At 48.8% G+C, this 20,358-nt stretch carries 20 protein-coding genes; 2 read left to right on the top strand and 18 right to left on the bottom strand.

Annotated features, from left to right (window positions below):
* Positions 1–165 precede the first annotated feature (165 nt).
* Both ACTHSX_RS06340 and ACTHSX_RS06335 read left to right on the top strand, forming a co-directional pair.
* Positions 166–2,388: an NADP-dependent isocitrate dehydrogenase gene (locus tag ACTHSX_RS06340; protein ID WP_440377136.1), complete on the top strand. Its 2,223-nt coding sequence runs from the start codon at positions 166–168 to the stop codon at positions 2,386–2,388.
* A 58-nt stretch (positions 2,389–2,446) separates the two neighbouring features.
* Positions 2,447–3,040 (top strand): LolA family protein, encoded by a 594-nt coding sequence (locus ACTHSX_RS06335; RefSeq protein WP_003747363.1) that lies wholly within the window; start codon positions 2,447–2,449, stop codon positions 3,038–3,040.
* Positions 3,041–3,095: 55 nt separating this feature from the next.
* Here the strand turns inward: ACTHSX_RS06335 and ylqF are convergent, their stop codons facing one another.
* The 18 genes from ylqF to ACTHSX_RS06245 form a co-directional block, all read right to left on the bottom strand.
* A complete protein-coding gene (gene ylqF / locus ACTHSX_RS06330; protein ID WP_440377135.1) occupies positions 3,096–4,037 on the bottom strand; it encodes a ribosome biogenesis GTPase YlqF in 942 nt (313 codons plus the stop codon).
* Positions 4,038–4,130: 93 nt separating this feature from the next.
* The gene (locus tag ACTHSX_RS06325) at positions 4,131–4,367 is read right to left on the bottom strand and encodes a protocatechuate 3,4-dioxygenase (RefSeq protein WP_049351430.1); all 237 of its coding nucleotides are present in this window, start codon (positions 4,365–4,367) and stop codon (positions 4,131–4,133) included.
* Between the two features lie 34 nt (positions 4,368–4,401).
* A complete protein-coding gene (gene rapZ / locus ACTHSX_RS06320; protein ID WP_440377134.1) occupies positions 4,402–5,256 on the bottom strand; it encodes an RNase adapter RapZ in 855 nt (284 codons plus the stop codon).
* A complete protein-coding gene (gene hprK, locus ACTHSX_RS06315) occupies positions 5,237–6,199 on the bottom strand; it encodes an HPr(Ser) kinase/phosphatase (RefSeq protein WP_036490342.1) in 963 nt (320 codons plus the stop codon). Before hprK ends, rapZ begins: the two co-directional genes overlap by 20 nt.
* Positions 6,200–6,202: 3 nt before the next feature.
* Positions 6,203–6,652, bottom strand: coding sequence for a PTS IIA-like nitrogen regulatory protein PtsN (gene ptsN / locus ACTHSX_RS06310; protein ID WP_003680500.1), 450 nt, complete (start codon positions 6,650–6,652; stop codon positions 6,203–6,205).
* A 269-nt stretch (positions 6,653–6,921) separates the two neighbouring features.
* Complete coding sequence (gene ubiA / locus ACTHSX_RS06305) at positions 6,922–7,788, bottom strand: 4-hydroxybenzoate octaprenyltransferase (protein ID WP_440377133.1); 867 nt, start codon at positions 7,786–7,788, stop codon at positions 6,922–6,924.
* Between the two features lie 227 nt (positions 7,789–8,015).
* Positions 8,016–8,510 (bottom strand): chorismate--pyruvate lyase family protein, encoded by a 495-nt coding sequence (locus ACTHSX_RS06300; RefSeq protein WP_440377132.1) that lies wholly within the window; start codon positions 8,508–8,510, stop codon positions 8,016–8,018.
* Entirely contained in the window at positions 8,500–9,156 is a 657-nt protein-coding gene (gene bioD / locus ACTHSX_RS06295) for a dethiobiotin synthase (RefSeq protein ID WP_440377131.1), read from the bottom strand. Before bioD ends, ACTHSX_RS06300 begins: the two co-directional genes overlap by 11 nt.
* Complete coding sequence (gene bioA / locus ACTHSX_RS06290) at positions 9,153–10,442, bottom strand: adenosylmethionine--8-amino-7-oxononanoate transaminase (RefSeq protein ID WP_440377130.1); 1,290 nt, start codon at positions 10,440–10,442, stop codon at positions 9,153–9,155. Before bioA ends, bioD begins: the two co-directional genes overlap by 4 nt.
* Before the next feature lie 52 nt (positions 10,443–10,494).
* Positions 10,495–11,400, bottom strand: coding sequence for a DMT family transporter (locus ACTHSX_RS06285; RefSeq protein ID WP_440377129.1), 906 nt, complete (start codon positions 11,398–11,400; stop codon positions 10,495–10,497).
* Positions 11,401–11,594: 194 nt separating this feature from the next.
* Positions 11,595–12,797 carry a tryptophan synthase subunit beta gene (gene trpB / locus ACTHSX_RS06280; protein ID WP_440377128.1) on the bottom strand — a complete coding sequence of 401 codons (1,203 nt, stop codon included), beginning with the start codon at positions 12,795–12,797 and terminating at the stop codon, positions 11,595–11,597.
* Between the two features lie 111 nt (positions 12,798–12,908).
* The gene (locus ACTHSX_RS06275) at positions 12,909–13,319 is read right to left on the bottom strand and encodes a hypothetical protein (RefSeq protein WP_440377127.1); all 411 of its coding nucleotides are present in this window, start codon (positions 13,317–13,319) and stop codon (positions 12,909–12,911) included.
* A 4-nt stretch (positions 13,320–13,323) separates the two neighbouring features.
* The gene (locus ACTHSX_RS06270) at positions 13,324–13,926 is read right to left on the bottom strand and encodes a DNA glycosylase (RefSeq protein ID WP_440377126.1); all 603 of its coding nucleotides are present in this window, start codon (positions 13,924–13,926) and stop codon (positions 13,324–13,326) included.
* Positions 13,927–13,962: 36 nt separating this feature from the next.
* Complete coding sequence (locus tag ACTHSX_RS06265) at positions 13,963–14,583, bottom strand: phosphoribosylanthranilate isomerase (RefSeq protein WP_308880977.1); 621 nt, start codon at positions 14,581–14,583, stop codon at positions 13,963–13,965.
* 417 nt (positions 14,584–15,000) lie between these two features.
* On the bottom strand, positions 15,001–17,226 hold the full coding sequence (locus tag ACTHSX_RS06260; protein ID WP_440377125.1) for a DNA internalization-related competence protein ComEC/Rec2: 2,226 nt from the start codon (positions 17,224–17,226) through the stop codon (positions 15,001–15,003).
* 228 nt (positions 17,227–17,454) lie between these two features.
* Positions 17,455–17,871 (bottom strand): CTP synthase, encoded by a 417-nt coding sequence (locus tag ACTHSX_RS06255; protein WP_188212207.1) that lies wholly within the window; start codon positions 17,869–17,871, stop codon positions 17,455–17,457.
* Between the two features lie 404 nt (positions 17,872–18,275).
* On the bottom strand, positions 18,276–18,626 hold the full coding sequence (locus ACTHSX_RS06250; protein WP_440377124.1) for a hypothetical protein: 351 nt from the start codon (positions 18,624–18,626) through the stop codon (positions 18,276–18,278).
* Positions 18,627–18,629: 3 nt separating this feature from the next.
* Positions 18,630–20,358 (bottom strand): RHS repeat-associated core domain-containing protein (locus ACTHSX_RS06245; protein ID WP_440379657.1); only part of this gene is annotated, 1,729 nt, incomplete at its 5' end.

The raw sequence follows: 20,358 nt of genomic DNA, 5'->3' as shown, positions 1-20,358 counted from the left end.
TATTTAGGCTGTCTTTTCAGACGGCCTTTTTCTTTTCCGCAACTTAAAAAACAATAACATCAAAACAACAACCAAATCCGCCGAAATATGCCATAATAGGCTTAGCACGTTTCTTCTCGCGATGTGCCCGAAAAGAAAAACTTAACCTACATAGAGAATAATCCCATGACTAAATCCACCATTATCTATACCTACACCGACGAAGCTCCTGCATTGGCCACTCAATCTCTGCTGCCAATCGTGCAGGCGTTTACCCGCCACGCCGATATTGATGTCAAAACCAGCGACATCTCTCTCTCCGGCCGTATTTTGGCAGCGTTTCCCGAATACCTGACCGAAGCGCAACGCGTACCCGATGCGCTTGCCGAATTGGGCGAACTGGTGAAACAACCCGATGCAAACGTAATCAAACTGCCGAACATCAGCGCATCCGTACCTCAACTGACTGCCGCGATTAAAGAATTGCAATCTAAAGGCTTTGCCGTTCCCGACTATCCTGCCGACCCTCAAACCGATGAAGAAAAAGCCGTACGCGAACGCTACGACCGCATTAAAGGCAGCGCGGTAAACCCTGTCCTGCGTGAAGGCAACTCCGACCGCCGCGCGCCTAAAGCAGTGAAAAACTTTGCGAAAAAACATCCGCACAGCATGGGCGCATGGACGAAAGACTCCAAAACCCACGTTGCTACCATGCAAAGTGGCGACTTTTTCCATAACGAACAATCCGTTACCGTACCTGAAGCGACTTCCGTATCCATCGTATTCACCGACAAACAAGGCAACAAAAAAGAGCTGCGCGAGCCTGTTACCCTGAAAGCCGGCGAAATCATCGACGCGACCGTAATGAGCAAAAAAGCCCTGCTCGCCTTCCTTGCCGAACAAGTGAAAGACGCGAAAGCAAAAGGCGTATTGTTCTCGCTGCACATGAAAGCCACCATGATGAAAGTGTCCGACCCGATTATCTTCGGACACGCCGTCAAAGTATTCTTTGCGCCTGTCTTTGAAAAATTCGGCGACAAACTGGCTGCCGCCGGCGTCAACGTCAACAACGGCTTCGGCAACCTGCTTGCCAATCTGGACAAACTGGATGCGGATACCCGCGCAGCCGTTGAAGCTGAAATCGCCGCCGTTTACGCCGCCAACCCTGATTTGGCCATGGTCGATTCCGACAAAGGCATCACCAACCTACACGTTCCTAGCGATGTCATCGTCGATGCTTCTATGCCTGCAATGATTCGTAACTCCGGCTGTATGTGGGACAAAGACGGCAAAGCGCAAGACACCAAAGCCGTGATTCCTGACAGCAGCTACGCCGGCGTTTACCAAGCAACCATCGACTTCTGCCGCGAACACGGCGCGTTTGACCCGACAACCATGGGTACCGTTCCTAACGTCGGTCTGATGGCGCAAGCCGCCGAAGAATACGGTTCACACAACAAAACTTTTGAAATCGAAGCCGACGGCCAAGTTCAAGTCATTGATGCAGCAGGTAATGTCCTGATGCAACACGACGTTGAAGCCGGCGACATCTGGCGTATGTGCCAAACCAAAGACGCTCCGGTTAAAGACTGGGTACAACTCGCCGTCAACCGCGCCCGTCTGAGCAACACGCCCGCCGTATTCTGGCTCGACGAAAACCGTCCGCACGACAAGAGCCTACTCGCCAAGGTTAAAGCCTACCTTGCCGAACTGGATACCGACGGCCTCGACATCCGCGTCCTCGCTCCTGAAGAAGCCGCTAAATTCAGCTTGGGCCGTCTGAAAAACGGCGAAGACACCATCTCCGTAACCGGCAACGTCCTGCGCGACTACCTGACCGACTTGTTCCCAATTTTGGAACTGGGTACCAGCGCGAAAATGCTGTCTATCGTTCCATTGATGAATGGCGGCGGTATGTTTGAAACCGGCGCGGGTGGTTCTGCACCGAAACACGTTCAACAATTCCTCGAAGAAAACCACTTGCGTTGGGACTCTTTGGGCGAATTCCTCGCGCTTGCCGTATCGTTTGAACATCTGGCGCAAAAAACCGGCAACGCCAAAGCCCAAGTCCTTGCCGACACTTTGGATGCAGCCACCGAAAAACTGCTGTTGAACGACAAATCGCCTAAACGCAAAGCTGGCGAACTCGACAACCGCGGCAGCCATTTCTACCTCACCCTCTACTGGGCGCAAGAATTGGCAGCGCAAGACAAAGATGCCGAACTGAAAGCCGCATTTGCGCCATTGGCAGCCGCTTTGACTGCCGACGAAGCCAAAATCGTTGAAGAACTCTCTGCCGTACAAGGCAAAGCGGTCGACATCGGCGGCTACTACGCAGCCAATCCTGAAAAAGCCGCGCAAGCGATGCGTCCAAGCGCAACCTTTAATCAGGCCTTGTCAGCCTTATAATTAAAGCAATAAAAGGCCGTCTGAACTTTCAGACGGCCTCAAACCTTATGGAAACACAATGAAAAAAACCATTCTTTCTCTTACTCTCCTCATCAGCGCTCCGGCTTTGTGGGCATTTTCCCCTGCCGAATTGGCACAAACCCTGCAAAAACCGCAAAACGTGCAAGGCAATTTTGTCCAACAACGCCAGCTCAAATCCCTCAGCAAACCCATGACCACCAGCGGCAGCTTTACCCTTGTCCCACAAAAAGGCCTGCTCTGGAAAATGCAAAAACCATTTGAAACTACCCTGCGCGTGCGTTCAGACGGCATCATGCAATGGAACGGCAGCCAATGGGTCAACCCAAATGCCAGCAAACTCAACGGCCAAAGCCGCCAAATCAAACTCTTCCTCGACCTTTTGGGCGGCAATACCCAAGGCTTAGAAAAACAATTTGATTTGAAATTAAACGGCAACGAGAAAAAATGGACGTTGACCTTAACTCCGAAAACCGCCATTACCCGTCAAATCTTCAACCGTATCGAGATCAACGGCGATACACTGGTGCGTAAAATCGAATTGGACGAAAAGCAAGGCGACAAAACCACCATGCAGTTCAACCAAATCCAAACCGATAAAGCCTTGGACAGCTTCAGCCGTACCGCCCTCTAAATTGTCTATTCCAACAAAAGGCCGTCTGAAAATAGATTTCAGACGGCCTTTTATATTAATCGGCTAAAGGCTGCTGTCCTTTTCGTTCCGCCTTTCTGGCTTCGCGAATGGCTTTAAGTTCGGCCTCTTTCTGTCTGGCTTTTTTCAGCCAAGTTTCCCATTGGTTTGGCGTTTCCAACGTGATTCTGCCGATTTTGCCTTCGCGGAAATCAGTCAGGATATTTTCGGCGGCCTTTTGGTAGTTGATCCGTCCGCCGCTCAAAACCGCACCGCGTTTCTTTGCAATCCACTCCAGCCAAGAAGTATCGTCCCAATGACTGCTTGGATCTTTGTCGGCTTGATAGCGCTCTTGCAACAGAACCAGATAATGGCGGCGAAGATAATCCAAAAGCTCAAGTGCCACTTCCTCTTCATCCAACGCGTTGCGTCCGACTGCACCGCCGGCCGCAAGGTTGTAGCCGCCTTCTTCGACGATAATTTTTGGCCACAACATACCCGGGGTATCGTAAAGCCAGAAATCGTCGGCAAGGAAAAGGCGCTGTTCGGCTTTGGTAATACCTGGTTCGTTACCGGTTTTGGCAGATTTTTTACCAATCATGCCGTTAATCAAGGTGGATTTGCCGACGTTGGGAATACCACAAATCAGGACACGCAGCGGCTTCTCGATACCTTGGCGATGCGGAATCATGGCACGGCAGGCTTGGGTAATTTTGCCATGCGCGCCGGTTTCGGAAGAATCAAGCGCAATGGCGCGGGTATCTTGGCGGCTGTTGTAGTGTTCGAGCCAAACTTTGGTGCGCTCGGGATCGGCAAGGTCTTGCTTGTTTAAGATTTTGAGTTTGGGCTTACCTTTGGACAACTGAGCAAGCAAAGGGTTTTCGCTGGAAGCAGGCATACGCGCGTCCAGCATCTCAATCACCATATCAACGCTTTTAATGCGTTCGGCAATGGCTTTTTTTGCCTTGTTCATGTGGCCGGGAAACCATTGGATAGCCATGTCTTTTTATTCTTTCTATTCGTATCTGAGGCCGTCTGAAAAATCATTGTTTTTCAGACGGCCTCGGTATTTGGATAATCGGTCAATCAGGATTTAGAGGTTGCCATGCTCGTAGCTGTAATAACCTGCTTCATCCATACATTGCTCAAACGTTTTGGATGTATCGCCACGTTTGGTTCCATTTTGAACTTGTGATTTGCAGGTATTAATTTGGCGGGAAACTTCAGCTTCGCTTGCGCCGGTGCGGTGCCAACGGTAAGCAGTGACAGGCTCTGTTGCACAGGCGGTCAAGATAAGCAGGGATAATGCGGTCAGACTGATTTTTTTCATGATTTCTTCCTTTGAGGCCGTCTGAAACGGCAAGTTAGCGTCCTGCCAAGCTTTGAGCCTGACGGTGGCGGACAAGGAGTTCGTAACGGCCTTTGAGGCGCTCGGCCAGTTTTTCCACAACATAAACGGAGCGGTGCTGCCCGCCGGTACAACCGATGGCAATCGTTACATAACTGCGGCTCTCTTGTTGCAGGCGCGGCAGCCAGCGGCTAATAAAATGGTCGATGTCATCAACCATTTCTTGAGCCAACGGCTGCTGGCCCAAATAATCTTGAATAGGCTTGTCCATGCCGGTAAAGGGACGCAATTCTGGATCGTAATACGGATTGGGCAGGCTGCGCATATCAAACATAAAGTCGGCATTATTGGGAACGCCGTATTTGAAACCAAAGGATTCAAGAATGACCAGCAAACCGACACGTTCAATATTGAGCCATTGTTGCACGGCATAACGCAGCTGCTGCGCGTTCATTTTGGACGTATCGATGCAATATGCAATGTCTCTAAGCGGGAAGAGCCATTCGCGTTCTTTTTGCAGGCTTTCCAACAAAGTCAGGTTTTGACCGGACAAAGGATGTCCGCGACGGGTTTCTGAGAAGCGGCGAACCAACACGCCCTCTTCTGCTTCAACAAACAGGACTTCGACCTGATGCCCTTCGTCACGCAAATATTGGATTTGCTCTTGCGCTTCTTGGATATTGATACCGGAACGGATATCAACGCTGACGCCAAGCTGAGTTTCTTCGCCACGTTCAATATGGTACAACACCAGTGAAGGCAACATTTCCAAAGGCAGATTATCGACGCAATAATAGCCTAAATCTTCGAGTTGTTTGAGGGCTACGGATTTTCCTGAGCCGGATAAGCCGCTAATCAGGACGATTTTCATGATTTTGTTCGTTTTCTTTGAGTTGTGTTTGATGGCGTTCGAGGAATTCTTTGGTGCTGTCTTTACCGCGCAATTGAAGGATGTAATTGCGCACTGCAGCTTCAACCAATACTGCTAAGTTTCGACCGATTGCAACAGGCAGGGTAACGGAACGGACGCTGACGTTGAGGATAGATTCTGTTTCGGTACGGATGCTCAATCGATCGAGTTGTTTCATGTATCCGTCGTCGGCCGGAACCAAATTGATAATCAGCTGGAGGATTTTTTTCGGACGGATGGAGGTTTCGCCAAAAATATGGCGGATATTGAGTATGCCCAAACCACGTACTTCGAGGAAATCACGCAGCATAGGCGGACAACGGCCTTCCAGCATTTCCGGACCTGTACGGAAAAGTTCGACCGCGTCATCGGCAATCAGGCTGTGACCGCGCGAAATCAACTCCAATGCCAATTCGCTCTTACCCAAGCCAGATTGTCCGGTAATGAGTACGCCCACTTCAAATACATCCAAAAATACGCCGTGCTTGATGGTGGAAGTAGCCAATGTACGTTGCAGATAAATCCGCAAAACGTCCATCAGGTGCGGACTTTCCTGCTTGGAAGTCAGCAAAGGAATACTGTTGGTATGGCAATAATCGCGCAATTTAGGCGAAACCGGCAAGCCATTGGCAACGATGACCAAAGACATGGGAATATCGAAAAGCTCGCCGAAATCGTAGTTGAGCTCGCCCGTTTCCAAGCGGCGCAAATATTCGGCTTCAGCCACGCCGACAACTTGAATTTGGTTGGGATGGATAAAGTTTAAGTGGCCGACCAAGGCCAAGACGGGTTTATCGGCTTCGACACCGATACGGTTGTCCGCGCCGGAATTACCGGCAGCCCAAGCGAGTTCGAGTTTGTGCTGATTGTCGGAAAACAGGCGGCGGACAGATATGCTGGGCATGAATTACTCTTCGCTCAGGAGTGTGCGTACTTCTTCGGCAGAAGTAGCAGCCATCAATGCTTCGCGGATGGCTTTTTGAGAGAATCTGCCGGCCAGTTTGGACAAGACTTCCAAATGTTCGCCGGTAGCGTTTTCAGGCACAAGCAGGATGAAAATCAGGGAAACGGGTTTGCCGTCGGGCGCATCAAAGGCAACCGGCTCTTTGGTGCGGATAAACGCACCGGTGGCTTTTTTCACGCATGCGTGACGGCCGTGAGGAATCGCCACCCCCTGCCCCAAACCGGTCGAACCAAGCTTTTCACGGGCAAACAGGCAGTCGAACACGTTGGTATTCGGTAATTCTGCTTCATTCTCCAGCAGCTGTGCGGCCTCTTCAAACAGACGCTTTTTGCTGCTGACTTCCAAATCCAAAACGATATGGGACAAAGGTAAAATTTCGCCGATCAGGCTCATGTGTATCTCTTTTAAATGTCGCAAAACAATGGGATTGTACCGATTGTCGGTGCAAATCTCAATCCTGAAGGCGTAATTTACACTCGCCCTGCTAACATTTTCCATGTTGTTTTTGATATTTTTTAACGAGCTAAAAATAATTCAACTATTTGTTTATATAGAATTTAAAGTAAAAATCCTATCAATGGTAAAACCATGATTCAAATGAAAAGGGGTATGTCCGGCATACCCCTTTTCCCTTTCTTTTCAGACGGCCTTAACCTAGTTTTCTAAAACAGTTTGGAAACCAAAAACAACCAGAAATAATGGCAGACCAATCCGCAAAACCACGCCAAACCGATGCGGTTGTTGGCCAAAAACGTTTGGAAGCACAACTGGCGGTCGCGCGTACGGATGGCGTCATACTGCTGATACTGCCAATAAATGGTTACCGGCAATACCAGCCAATAAGGCCAAGTTGCGCCGATTTTAATACCCAACACTGCCATCAATACGGTAAACCAAAAATGGCAAAGCATAGAGGCGGTAATATCGTGATGGCCAAATGTGATTGCCGAAGTTTTAATGCCGATTTTCAAATCGTCTTCTTTGTCCGCCATGGCATAAATCGTGTCGTAAGCCAGCGTCCATAAGGCATTGGCGGTAAACATCAGCCATGCTTCGGGAGGCACTCGGCCTTGTACGGCGGCAAAGGCCATGGGAATGCCGAACGAAAATGCCAGTCCTAAATAAAACTGCGGCAACGGGAAAAAGCGTTTGGTAAAGGGATATGTGATGGCCAGAAATAAAGCCGGAAGGCTCATCAGCCAAGTAAAGCGGTTGAGTGGCACCAAGCATAAAGCCGCCATCAGACACAGCATGACGGTCAAAAGCAGCGCTTCGGTTTTGGAAACCAAACCTTTGGCAAACGGGCGGTTTTTGGTGCGCTCTACTGCGCCGTCAAAATTGCGATCGGCAAAATCATTCACGACGCAACCTGCGCTGCGCATCAGAAATGTGCCTGCGGTAAAGGCAATAAAAATATCCGCATCGGGAACGCCTTTAGACGCAATCCACAATGCCCAATAAGTCGGCCACAGCAAAAGCAGTGTACCAATGGGTTTGTCGACGCGCATCAGCTTGGCGTATATCACCATCCGTCCGACAGCGTAACGCGGTAGAATTTGTAAGAAAAAGCGCCTTATGTTCATTGATGTAATGTGTCGTTGTTTATGTGTCGATTCGGAAGGAAAGGCTTTTTAGAGCCTTAACTCTTATTATAATTTATTGCCGTCTGAAATTAAACAGATCTTAACAATTTAATTTATTGTATTATAACAAAAATATGACAAATATCGGTAATCGGTTTTATTTTCAGACGGCCTTAGCGATATAAATCTATTAATTTCAATAAGAAATATTCTGTTAATTCTAAAGTTTCGCCGTTCCAATCGAAATACGAACGGCGCGCGGTCACAGGCCGTCTGAAAGATGGATGGTCGGAATTTTCAAAACGAAGAAACTCAAAATCCGAACGTTTCAACGGCAATGTACCGTCAAACAGGCGCTCGCCCAAAGGCTGCGTTCCGCAATCTAATAATTCTGTCCATAGACTGCTGTCTGGTCGGCACGCGCTTCTGGCTTGTATCACTGTTTCACCGTCCAGTTTGAGCAAAACATCGCGCACAAAGATTTCGTCTCCGTTTTCCGCACCCTTCGTCAAACCCAAATACACAGGCTCAACTGAAAAATCCTTACCGGAAGCGCGTAAAGCAGCGGTTAGCGAAGAAACGGTCAGTAGATGTCCGACCTTAAACGGCAAAAGACTTGAAGCTTTGGCATGTGAACAAAGCGTGCCACGCGGTATATCAAGCTCCATCTGACACCTCTGTCTTGGCCAACTCCTGCCATTTGGCTTCGGGAAACTCATCTTTCAGACGGCCTTTAAGATATTCCAAGGTATCTCCGGCAACAGTTTCATCTTTGCTGTCGTGAATATGGTTGAAAATCAGGCTGTGCAACTGAATGCCATATTGTTTGAGCGCGGCGAAGCTGAGCAGGGTGTGGTTGATGCTGCCGAGCCGTCCGCTGGTAACGAGGATGACGGGATAAGCCTGTTGCTGAATATAATCAATGGTCAACAGATTTTCCGTCAGCGGCACCATCAAACCGCCCGCGCCTTCGACCAAGACGATTTCGTATTGCGTCGCCAACTCTTGAGTAGCGGTACGGATTTTGTCCAAGTCTAAAGCCCTGCCATCAAGACGGGCGGCGAGATGGGGAGAGGCGGGATAGCTGAAGATTTCGGGCATGGTCAGCCCTTGTTTGTCGACTTCCTGCATGGGTATGCCCATGATTTTGCGGTGGACGGCGATGTCGTCGGCGATGTTTTGGCAACCGGTTTGCACGGGTTTTTGCGTGATCACGTTTTTGCCCTGCTGCAATAATTGTTTTGCCAACACGCCGGTGGCGACAGTTTTGCCGATGTCCGTATCAATGCCGCTGACGAAGTAAACGCCTTTCATTTGCTGTGTTCCCTCAAAATTTGCACGGTTTTATCGGCAATTTCGGTCAAAAGGCCGTCTGAAATGATGTAAGGTGGCATCAGATATACCAGCCTGCCGAACGGGCGCACCCAAATGCCCTGCGCCACGCAATCTGCTTGAAAACACGCCATATCCACACCTTTTTCCAGCTCGATCACCCCGATGGCACCCAAAACGCGCACGTCTTTCACGCCGCGAATGTCCCATGCGGTTTTCAGACGACCTTTCAGGATGCTTTCGATGCGGCGGATATTTGCCTGCCAATCTTGGGACAAAAGCAGTTTGACCGAAGCGCAGGCAACGGCACACGCCAGCGGGTTCGCCATAAACGTCGGCCCGTGCATGAACACGCCCGCTTCGCCGCGCGAAATCGTTTCGGTGACTTTTTGCGAAGTGATTGCCGCCGCCAGCGTCATATAGCCGCCGCTCAAGCCCTTGCCGATACACATAATATCCGGCACGACATCCGCGTGTTCGCAGGCAAACATCTTGCCCGTGCGCCCAAATCCGGTGGCGATTTCATCAAAAATCAACACGATATCAAACTCGTCGCACAAATCGCGCAAACCGCGAAGATACTGCGGATGATAAAAATACATACCGCCCGCGCCCTGCACGACCGGCTCCAAAATAAAGGCGGCGATATCCGCATGATGCGCTTCAAACAAGGCGCGAACAGGCTGCAAATCCGCCTCGTCCCATTCATCGTCGAAACGGCTTTTCGGATTATCGACAAAATAACGCTGCGGTAGAGCACTGCCGAAAATATGGTGCATCCCCGTTTCCGGATCGCAGACGGACATCGCGTTCCAAGTATCACCGTGATACCCGCGCCGCACCGTCGCGATATTCTGCTTTGCGGTCAACCCCCGCGCCTGCTGGTATTGCACCGCCATCTTCAGCGCGACTTCCACCGAAACCGAACCCGAATCCGCATAAAAAATACGGTCCAGCCCCTGCGGCAAAATCCCGACCAACAACTTGCCCAGTTCTACCGCAGGCTCATGCGTCAAACCGCCGAACATCACATGCGACATCTGCTTAATCTGCACCTCAACCGCCTGATTCAAAACAGGATGATTGTAGCCGTGTATCGCACACCACCAAGACGACATCCCGTCAATCAGCCGAGTGCCGTCCGCTAATTCGATGTGCACACCCTCCGCACGGCGCACCGGATAAACAGGCAAAGGGTTGGTCATGGATGTATAGGGATGGAGCAGATGGACGCGGTCGAAATCAAGCAGGGAAGAATGTTCAGACATGTTTAAAACAATGGTTTGATTAGTCTCATTATTATATAACATATTTTCTATTTCAGACGGCACGTCTTCCGTACTGCATCAACGCCAATCCGACCACTGCCGCCAAACAGCCGGCAACCAAGGAAACATGCAATGCTTCGCCCAAAAACCAAGCGGAACACAAAATGCCGAATACCGGCACCAAAGTGATGTACGCCGCCGCGCTGCCTGCGCCCAAAGTCTTCACGCCTTCAAAATACCACGCATAGCTCAATACCGTTGCGCCGACAGACAAGCCAATCAAAGCAAACCAGCCCCTACCATCCATTTCGGCAAGCATACCAAACGGCAGGCCGTCTGAAATCAACGCAGGCGGCAACAACATCATTGCACCCATCCAAGCGGTGGCCACGGTGACCGTCAGCGCATCAATCCCCCGCAACACCGCCCTGCCTATCATCGTATAAGTAACCAAGCAGCAAAGGCTGCAAAACACCAGCACTTCGCCCCACCCTATTCCGTCGCCCGACAAAAATGCCGCAATCTCGCCATGTGTAACCGCCCATATCGAGCCTGCCACTGCCAACAACATGCCCGACACAATCTTGCCGTTGAGTTTCTCGCCAAATAGCAAAGCCGCAAAAAACATCGTCAACACAGGATTGAACGTAACCAACACTGTCGCCCTTGAAGCAGGAATCCGTTGCAAACCCAGCATAGACAATACGGTAAAACCAAAAACGCCGAATGCCGCCGCCAGTGCCAATCCAAGCCATTGTTTGCGCGACAAAACTGCCAAAGTACGCAACCGATACCGTGCAAACAGCCAGCCTAAAAGCAAGATTGCCGCCGTCAAAAAGCGTAGCATACCGCCCGTTAAAGGCGGCAGCGCTTGTCCCAGCATCCGCCCCATCGGCCAAGATGCGCCCCAAAACGCCGCCATGCCCAATAGTTTTAGATGGATTGCTAAATGTTTCATGGTGATGGATAACTTGAATAATCGGTTTAGAAAGCGTACAAGCTCGGTTTAAAAGGATAAATTTCCTTAGCCGCCGATACTTGATAGAGTTTGCGCGGATAAAATACTACGCTGAATCATTACGGAAACAAAGGCCGTCTGAAAGACTGAAATCCAGCTTTTTCAGACGGCCTTTACTGCTCAATCAATAAGGCTTACAACTCAATGCCTTTGAGTTTTGCCACGGTATTGATGTCTTTGTCGCCACGACCGGAGAGGTTAACCAAAATCACTTGGTCTTTACTCATTTTCGGTGCGTTTTTCACCGCCCAAGCAACGGCATGGCTGGATTCCAGCGCAGGAATAATGCCCTCGAAACGGCAGAGCAAGTCAAAGGCTTCAAGTGCTTCGTCGTCTTCGGCAACGGTGTATTCCACGCGGCTGATGTCGTTCAAATGGCTGTGTTCCGGGCCGATGCCGGGGTAATCCAAGCCTGCGGAAACGGAGTGCGTACCCAAAACTTGGCCGTTTTCGTCCTGCATCAGGTAGCTGCGGAAGCCGTGCAATACGCCGATAGGGGCTTTGCTGGTAATCGGTGCGGCGTGGTCAGGCGTATCCACACCCAAACCACCGGCTTCTACACCGACCAGACGTACGTTTTCTTCTTCGATATAGGGGTAGAACAAACCGATGGCATTGGAGCCGCCGCCCACACAGGCAACGGCAACATCAGGTTGGCGGCCGATGGCTTCCAGCATTTGTTCTTTGGCTTCATTGCCGATCACGCATTGGAAATCGCGCACCATTTCGGGATACGGAGCAGGGCCTGCGGCAGTGCCGATGATGTAGAACGTATCGTCTACACGCGCCACCCATTCGCGCATGGCTTCGTTCATCGCGTCTTTCAAAGTACAGCTGCCGCTGTCCACGCTGACCACGTTCGCACCTAATAATTTCATGCGGAACACGTTGGGCATTTGACGTTGGATATCGTCCGCACCCATGTACACGTCGCAAGTCATGCCGAAGCGTGCTGCAACAGTAGCAGAAGCCACGCCATGCTGACCCGCGCCGGTCTCGGCAATCACGCGTTTTTTACCCATGCGGCGGGCGAGCAATGCCTGACCGATGGTATTGTTGACTTTGTGCGCGCCGGTGTGGTTCAAATCTTCACGCTTCAGCCAGATTTGCGCGCCGCCCAAATGCTCGGACAATCGCGCGGCATGGTAAACAGGGCTAGGACGGCCGACATAGTGTTTCAAATCATGGCGGAACTCTTCCCAAAATGAAGGATCTTCTTTCGCTGCTTTATAGGCTTCTGCCAATTCTTGCAAAGCCGGAATCAGGGTTTCGGAAACGTACAGGCCGCCGTGTTCGCCGAAAAAGCCGTTCTCGTCGGGAGCGTGATAATTTTTCATGGGATTTTTCCTTGTTCGTTTTATGGTTTCAGACGGCCTGATTCAGTACAAGGCCGTCTGAAAGTAAAATTGTCAGCAATTATAGCCGTTTTCCATTCATCTTGTCGGCAACTAATTGAATAATAATATCAGCAGACAAAATAGAAACAACAGCGTACAGCTCGATGTTGCAACCAATGCCGTACCCAACGGCGGCGCAATATGTTTTTCTTCGCTTTTGTTTCTCAGGCATATTTTTAAAGCCAACATCCCCAACCACAGCGCCAGCAACCACCAACCCAAAAAGTTAAGCACCAGCAAAGCAATAATCAACTCATTGGTATTTATAGTGCTTACGTTCAAAAATATCCAATTAAGGCCGTTAACAGACATAATGACTGCAGATATTTGTATCACATACAAAAGCGTTCCGCCCAACAATACCTTGATATGCCATTGTTTGGCCTTCAGCCACACTGAGACGACATTAAAAAGCCACCACAAAGCCATAAACGTCATTAAAGAGATTTCATAACGGTCCATCGCTCTACTCCTGAAAAACAGTCAATCCAGCCGTTTCAAAAAAAGCCCGATATGCCGCCGCTTTTTTTGCCAAACTTAAAGGATAGGCACGCGAAGTCGAAGGCAGGCGCGTTAGGGTCAAATCACGTCCTGCATAAGGGAACGGTACTGTTTCACCTGTCTTCGGCATTTTCATGCCGTTTCCTTGAATCTCCAACAAAACTTCGGTTGCCTTGCCGCCGGTGGTACAAAGATGGCAGCACTCAGGCATTTGCGCCAATACTGCCACCAAATCGACGGTTTCTATCACTTTTAAAAACTTATCCGAAGCATTGCCATGTTCGCGTATCGCCTTCAATACAGTCGGACAGGATGCAATCCCCTTCTCACTTAAAAACGCTTTGATTTTATCGGCATCAAACGCCTTTTCTCCCGGCTTTTGAAAATGCGCCGCATCGCCGAAAAACACCAGCCCATACACGCGCCACATATCGTTTTGAAAATTCGGATAATGAAACTGCATTGCGTGTTTTTCTTCTTTAGGCGGAAACGTCCCCATCATCATGACCGTTGCCTGCGGCGGCAACAAGGCTGCGAAGGGATGGGACTCAACGATTGGCTCTTGCATAGCTGTATTCCGGTTGCTTTTCATTCAAACAAATTTTCAGACGGCCTTTACCGCCTGAATAAACGCCGCCATTTTCTCCCTGCTCTTAACCCCGCCGGAGATTTCAACGCCGCCGGACACATCCACCGCCGCCGCGCCACTGATTTTCACCGCTTCGGCAACGTTTTCCGCAGTCAATCCGCCGGCAAGTATCCATGGTTTGCCGATATTGCCGTGCAACATGGTCCAGTCGAAACTTTGTCCCGTACCGCCGTACTCGGTCGGATGATAGGCATCAAACAGCAAAGCGCGGGCATTCGGAAATTTGGCACAGGCCGTCTGAATATCGGCAGCGGACTGTACGCGCACGGCCTTCAAATACGGGCGGTCAAACCGACGGCAAAAATCATCGTCCTCATCGCCGTGAAACTGAATCACATCTATCGGCACCTGACGCAAAATCTCACGGATGGTTTGCTCGTTTTCATTCACAAACAAGGCCACCACCGATACAAACGGCGGCAAATTTCTCACAACCGCCTGCGCCTGCTCAATACTCACAGCCCGTTTACTCTTGGCGTAAAACACCAGCCCGATGGCATCCGCACCCAATTCGGCCGCAGCCAGTGCGTCTTCAGGTTGGGTAATACCGCAAATTTTGGTGCGTATGGTGTTCATGGCGATGGCCTTTTTAAACAAATGGGTCGGATATTATATAGTTAACAAACACAAAGTTTAAGGCCGTCTGAACATGAAATATCAAGTTCAGACGGCCTTAAACTTCAAAACAACCATCAGCCGATAATATTGGCGGCCGTCAGCTGCGCAGCATCTTCGTTGTAGAAACGCACGAACTCTGTGCTGCTTTAGGCTCTGCTTGATATACAGAATATCATACCGATAATTACTAATAACTTTGTAATTATTTTTCTCTTTTCTATTTGCCTATTATTTAATCAAATTTAGTTTATTCTTTATTATCAATAATCAAACCAAACTATCCACAATTGGATTCACACAAAATTTGGATAATGCCCATCAAACAAAAATATCAAGGCCGTCTGAGAAAGTCTTTCAGACGGCCTTTTATCCTTTTTACTCAAACGGTTTCTTCTGCCAATAAAACTTGTCCTTTTTCAGACGGCCTCGGAACACATCATCTTGCCCCAAAACAAACACCAATGCACCTGACAAATCCGTTCTCAACAAAGTAATGCCGTGCGCACGGACACGATTTTGTACGGCAACGGTCGGATGTTTGTAGGCATTGGCATAGCCGCTGGATGCTACGGCATATTGCGGCGAAACTGTATGCAGAAAGCTGCCTGATGAAGCCGTGCTGCTGCCGTGATGTCCCAATACCAACACTTGGCTATACAGCGCATTGCCGTATTTCTCAATCAAACCGGCCTCGCCCTTCATGCCCAAATCGCCGGTTATCAACAAGGCTTTGCCGTTTGCCACGACACGCAATACGCAGCTCTGGTCGTTATCTTCCTTGCCCGTATTTTCAGACGGCCTGAGCAACTCGAAATCTACGCCGTCCCATTGCCATTTGTCTTCTTGGCAAAACTCTGCATTCGGATAAAACTCAGGTTGTCCGGCAAGCAATTTATCGGTACCGACAGCCGATACACTTTGAAAACCGCCGTCATGGTCAATATCATGGTGCGACAAAATCAAGCTGTCCAAACGGCGCACACCCATAGCATTCAAACTCGGCACAATACCTGTTTGCGCCACTTGCTCCGTTCCCGTATCAAACAAAAGATTACGATTACGCGTTTGTATCAACACCGACAAACCTTGTCCTGCATCCATCACCGTAACCCTTGCCACCCCTTCTTCCAACTTGGCAGGACGGTAAAACACAAAACCCAATAAAACCAAACATGCCCAAGGTTTCAAGCCCATTCCTTTAGGCAACAATAACAGCAAAGCCGCCATCATCGCCAACACCAACAAAGGCACAGGCGCCGCTGCGACGGCAAATTCAGGCGATACCGTAGCCAGCCATACCAAACCGCGTAAAGTATATTCCGCCAAAAATGCCGCTACCAACTGGACAAGTTCAAACGGGAAAACCGAACCCAGCAAAGCCAACGGCGTCAACACCCAAGAAAACCAAGGAATAGCCAGCGCATTGACCAACGGACTGAGCAAAGGTAACGAAGCAAACAAATAGCCCAGCAATACCACCGACAATACCGTTGCCGCCCATTGCCCCCGTACTGCCAAACGCCAGCCCGACTCTTTCAGACGGCCTGATGAAACCCAAATCAAAGCAGCAACCAAACCGAAAGACAACCACGTTCCCACACCCAATACGGCCAACGGGTCCAACAACAAAACAACGGCCAAAGCCTGCCACCATGCCGTCCAACCCGAGCCGCCACTGCCGCGCCACCATGCCCACGCAAACGCAGCCAACATCAACACACTGCGTTGCGTCGGCACGGAAAAACCGGCCAAAAGTGCATAAAACAAAGCCCCGGCAACACCGCCGGCCAATATCCACACACGCGGTTTCGCCGGAATCCACGGCGAATAACGGAAAATTCGCTTAATCAGCCAGGCAAACAATACCGCCACCATCGTCACATGCAAGCCCGAAATACTGACCAAGTGCGTCAGCCCCAACGGCCGGAATGCCTGCCACAAAGGCGGTCGCAACGCCGATTGCTCGCCAATACTCAAAGCACGCATCAGCCCTATGCCGTCTGAAAACTCAGGATATTTGTCCGCCGTTCCCTGCCAACTTCGGCTTACCGCATCACGCATATTAGCCAAACCAAAACCGCCGCCTTGCCGCACGAGTTTCCTGTCGCGCCCCAAAGTACCCATGCCATCGATACCATTGGCCAAAGCCCATGTTTCACGGTTCAAACCGCGCACATTCACTTCACCGATCACCGGCCTTACCCGCGCCGATACAGACCACCGACTGCCCACCGCCCAATCACGCCGCTGATAATCCGACAACATCAAATCAAAAGCCTGCCCACGCTCATCCCAAGCCCTCGCCGCAAACTGCACGCGCCGACCATCATCACGCGGCATATCCGCCACTTCAACCATCAAAACTTTAGCCGCCACCTCCCCTACAGGCCATTGCCCGGCCAACACCAGCCCTGTCCGCCACACACCAAACGCCATGCCCATGCAGACGGCCAACGCCAACCAAGCCACAGCAAATTTTCGACACAACGCAAGCGCGCCAATGATTACAGACAACCAAGTCCACCATGGCGGCACAAACGGCAACGCAAACGAAAGCACTACACCAACCACCCAAGCAGGTAACACAAACCGCCACGCCATGAACGTTTCCCTTAAATTATGATTATTGGATATATAATAATAAATGCTTTTAGTAGATTATTAAAGAACCAATATTTCAGACGGCCTCAAAGAGGTATTGAGGCCGTCTAATAAACCAAAAAACCTCGTACGTACGTACCGCACACACTCTACGTCATGACTGAAGATTTTGTGCAGGTTATGACTTACTTTACATCGGAATTGGAAGCTTCATTGGCTACAGTTCGATTACACCTCGATAAAACATTCAAAAAAATCAAAGTGATTTTTATCAAATGCAATTAATAACTTGCCTTCAGGAATTTTTTTTCCTGTCATACCTCCTATACAAATCCCGAGATTCTTAAAAAGAATATATTTTTTTCCTTCGATAAATTCTGAATCGATAGCTTTAAGGTCTTCGATTGAATTTTTAAATATATCAATATCTCCTAATATGGGATTAGAATCTTTTAAGCAATATCCATAAACCAATTTATCGTTTTCATAAACTAACTCACAAGCATTCCTATATTCCACCTTATTATTCATAATATTATCTTCAACCATTCTTGCTGGTTTTCCATGTTTTTCTTGTATTTCCTCAAGAGAAGTACCAAATACAAAATCACCAATTGATTCATATGGCTTAATCAAGTATGTCATATTAACCCTTTCCAATATATTTACATTAATAAAATTAGGAACATTTACCAATAATTCTACGCAGTCTTGCTGCCTGTTTCCTAGAAATTAATCCCTGCCGTTTAGTTTCTGAAATCATTCTCCCACATGATTTTATATACGCCTTTTATTCTATTTCAAAGGCAGCAGTATGATATGAAAACCCTTTCGTACGCACATTTTTGACGAAATAAGATGAAGGTCGCCTGAAAGTTAGTTTTCAGACGACCTCTATGTTAACTGCTAATGAGATTGTTAAAGAACAAATGGTTCAGACGACCTCAAAGAAGATAGTGAGGTCGTCTGAAAAACAGAAACCGCGTGCGTGCGTACCGTTCGCACTCTACATCGGAATTGGTGGTTTCATGCGGGCTACTGCTTGCTGTTTATTTCTTAATATATTTTTCTATATATCTGTATTGCTCTTGTGTACATTTAACTGAAAAAAATATTTTTCCACTTATAATACTTTGAGCAGAAAAAATATCTTTCTCATATTTGAATTTTATTTTACTTAACGGAATCATTCCTTTTCCATTTTCTTTCCCACAAAAAAGCTTATATTGTAACTCATTATTACTTATACCTATATCTCCACAAGTTTTTTGACTATTATATTCTGATAAAATTATATTTAACCAGCCATGTTGAAAATCATACGAGTAATGTGAAACATAAGGTAAATTAGAAGAGGAGGATACTATTAGAGATAAAATAGAACTTAAAATAGATTTCATAATTTATTTACCATTTAATTTATTAATTTTCTTAGCTAACGAAGCAGGAGTAACCCAACCAGACATTTTCATTTCTTTAATATCAGCAGCTTGACTTGCTCCATATGCAAAACTTGCACACTGCCTATTTCGTAAATTATATCCAGAAGTTTCTGTATTTTTGTTATTAAAGTCCCTTATATAGGACTCAACCTTTTTCATTTGATCATCATTCAAATCATAACTTCTTGATACCAAATACTTACTATCTAAATACCTCGTATCATTAAAACTCATAGTTCCCCCCATATCACTAACCAAAATACTAGTAATATCTTTTGAATTATATCTAAACCCTTCTCCTCCAGGCCATTGACCTATATATTGAGTTCTGCCATTTTTTTCTAATCCAATAAATGCATGTCCTACAAAATCATGTGTATCAGAATAAATTGTTAACTTTCCGCTTAATCCTAATGAGTCAATCCAAGTCTGCATATTCGGTGCAAACAAATACAAATTATCCCCACCCAACAACCCAATCGGGTCCTGATTCATAAACCGCCCGGCCTCAGGCTCGTAATACCGCATCAGGTTGTAATGCAGCCCGGTCTCTTCATCGAAGTACTGGTTTTGCAATCTGAACGGCTGATGGGCATTCCGATAGACGCGTTCATCTTTTTTCAGACGACCCCATGCGGTGTATTCGCCGTACCATAAGAGATTACCATGGATGTCGGTCATCTCTCTCGGTATGCCGATTTGGTCGTTGTGGAAATAGGCGATGTATTGTTTGCCGTCTTTGGCGTTATCAAAGATTTGCGCCAGCGGTTCGTAGCTGTCTTGGTCGGTGTAGATATAGGTGTAGCTGCCTTTGTAGGTGTACTCCTGAAGTAATCGCGTTCCGTCCCAGACGAAGTGGGTGCGTTTCGGGTCGGTACTCGTCCAGGCAAGTTTGTCTTTTCTTTCCTTACTCAGGCGTCGTCCGAACGGGTCGTAGGCATATTCCCAGATCTCGGTATTGCCGGCGGGCTTTTTGATTTCGGCGCGGACGAGTTGGTTTTCTAAATCGTATTGGTAATATTGGTTCTCGCCGTCGGGCAGCTGGCGGTAAATCAGGTTGCCCAAGGCGTCGTAGGTGTATTCGATGCCGTTGTATTCTTTGAGGCGGTTGCCACTGACAAGGTTACTGCCTTTGCCCTTCCCTTCGGCTGCTTTGTCGGAAAGGATGTTGTGGGCGGGGTCGAAGGTGAAGGTTTCGCTGCGGTCGGTTTGGCTGTTGCGGGCTTCTTGAATGCGTCCGATTTTGTCGTAAACATAATTAAGGACGCCGCTTCTTTGGTTGGCGCTTTGGATCAGGTTGCCGGCTTTGTCGTAGGCGTAGCGGCGGTTGACGGCGCCGCCGGCCAACAGGTTTTGTTTGCCGCGGAGTGTTGGTGTGCCGCTCCAGACGGTACGCTGGCTTTTCAGACGACCCATAGGGTCGTAGTCGTACAGGCTGCTGATGCTGCCCTGCGTCCTTTGGATTTCGCGGTGCAGTTTGTCGCGTTCGATGTCGGTGATGACTTCGCCGTCGAGGCTGATTTGGTGCAGGTGTCCGCTGCCGTAATACAGGTAATCGATAGGGCGGCCGTCGGGCAGGATGGTGCGGATGCGGTTGCCCAACGGGTCGTATCGGTAGCCTACGGTGGCGCTTTGGCCGTTGTGGACGGTGGTTTCGCCGATGAGGCGGTCGAGTTCGTCGTAGGCGAGT

Source organism: Neisseria sp. P0014.S002 (assembly GCF_051958295.1).
GTDB lineage: Bacteria > Pseudomonadota > Gammaproteobacteria > Burkholderiales > Neisseriaceae > Neisseria > Neisseria flavescens_B.
Note: the sequence above shows the minus strand (reverse complement) of the source record. Positions and strands in the feature narration are given on the sequence as shown.

Bases quoted from the DNA above. Each gene is read 5' to 3' on its own strand.
- ACTHSX_RS06340 (WP_440377136.1), top strand. From the start codon at position 166: ATGACTAAATCCACCATTATCTATACCTACACCGACGAAGCTCCTGCA.
- ACTHSX_RS06335 (WP_003747363.1), top strand. From the start codon at position 2,447: ATGAAAAAAACCATTCTTTCTCTTACTCTCCTCATCAGCGCTCCGGCT.
- ylqF (WP_440377135.1), bottom strand. From the start codon at position 4,037: ATGGCTATCCAATGGTTTCCCGGCCACATGAACAAGGCAAAAAAAGCC.
- ACTHSX_RS06325 (WP_049351430.1), bottom strand. From the start codon at position 4,367: ATGAAAAAAATCAGTCTGACCGCATTATCCCTGCTTATCTTGACCGCC.
- rapZ (WP_440377134.1), bottom strand. From the start codon at position 5,256: ATGAAAATCGTCCTGATTAGCGGCTTATCCGGCTCAGGAAAATCCGTA.
- hprK (WP_036490342.1), bottom strand. From the start codon at position 6,199: ATGCCCAGCATATCTGTCCGCCGCCTGTTTTCCGACAATCAGCACAAA.
- ptsN (WP_003680500.1), bottom strand. From the start codon at position 6,652: ATGAGCCTGATCGGCGAAATTTTACCTTTGTCCCATATCGTTTTGGAT.
- ubiA (WP_440377133.1), bottom strand. From the start codon at position 7,788: ATGGTGATATACGCCAAGCTGATGCGCGTCGACAAACCCATTGGTACA.
- ACTHSX_RS06300 (WP_440377132.1), bottom strand. From the start codon at position 8,510: ATGGAGCTTGATATACCGCGTGGCACGCTTTGTTCACATGCCAAAGCT.
- bioD (WP_440377131.1), bottom strand. From the start codon at position 9,156: ATGAAAGGCGTTTACTTCGTCAGCGGCATTGATACGGACATCGGCAAA.
- bioA (WP_440377130.1), bottom strand. From the start codon at position 10,442: ATGTCTGAACATTCTTCCCTGCTTGATTTCGACCGCGTCCATCTGCTC.
- ACTHSX_RS06285 (WP_440377129.1), bottom strand. From the start codon at position 11,400: ATGAAACATTTAGCAATCCATCTAAAACTATTGGGCATGGCGGCGTTT.
- trpB (WP_440377128.1), bottom strand. From the start codon at position 12,797: ATGAAAAATTATCACGCTCCCGACGAGAACGGCTTTTTCGGCGAACAC.
- ACTHSX_RS06275 (WP_440377127.1), bottom strand. From the start codon at position 13,319: ATGGACCGTTATGAAATCTCTTTAATGACGTTTATGGCTTTGTGGTGG.
- ACTHSX_RS06270 (WP_440377126.1), bottom strand. From the start codon at position 13,926: ATGCAAGAGCCAATCGTTGAGTCCCATCCCTTCGCAGCCTTGTTGCCG.
- ACTHSX_RS06265 (WP_308880977.1), bottom strand. From the start codon at position 14,583: ATGAACACCATACGCACCAAAATTTGCGGTATTACCCAACCTGAAGAC.
- ACTHSX_RS06260 (WP_440377125.1), bottom strand. From the start codon at position 17,226: ATGGCGTGGCGGTTTGTGTTACCTGCTTGGGTGGTTGGTGTAGTGCTT.
- ACTHSX_RS06255 (WP_188212207.1), bottom strand. From the start codon at position 17,871: ATGACATACTTGATTAAGCCATATGAATCAATTGGTGATTTTGTATTT.
- ACTHSX_RS06250 (WP_440377124.1), bottom strand. From the start codon at position 18,626: ATGAAATCTATTTTAAGTTCTATTTTATCTCTAATAGTATCCTCCTCT.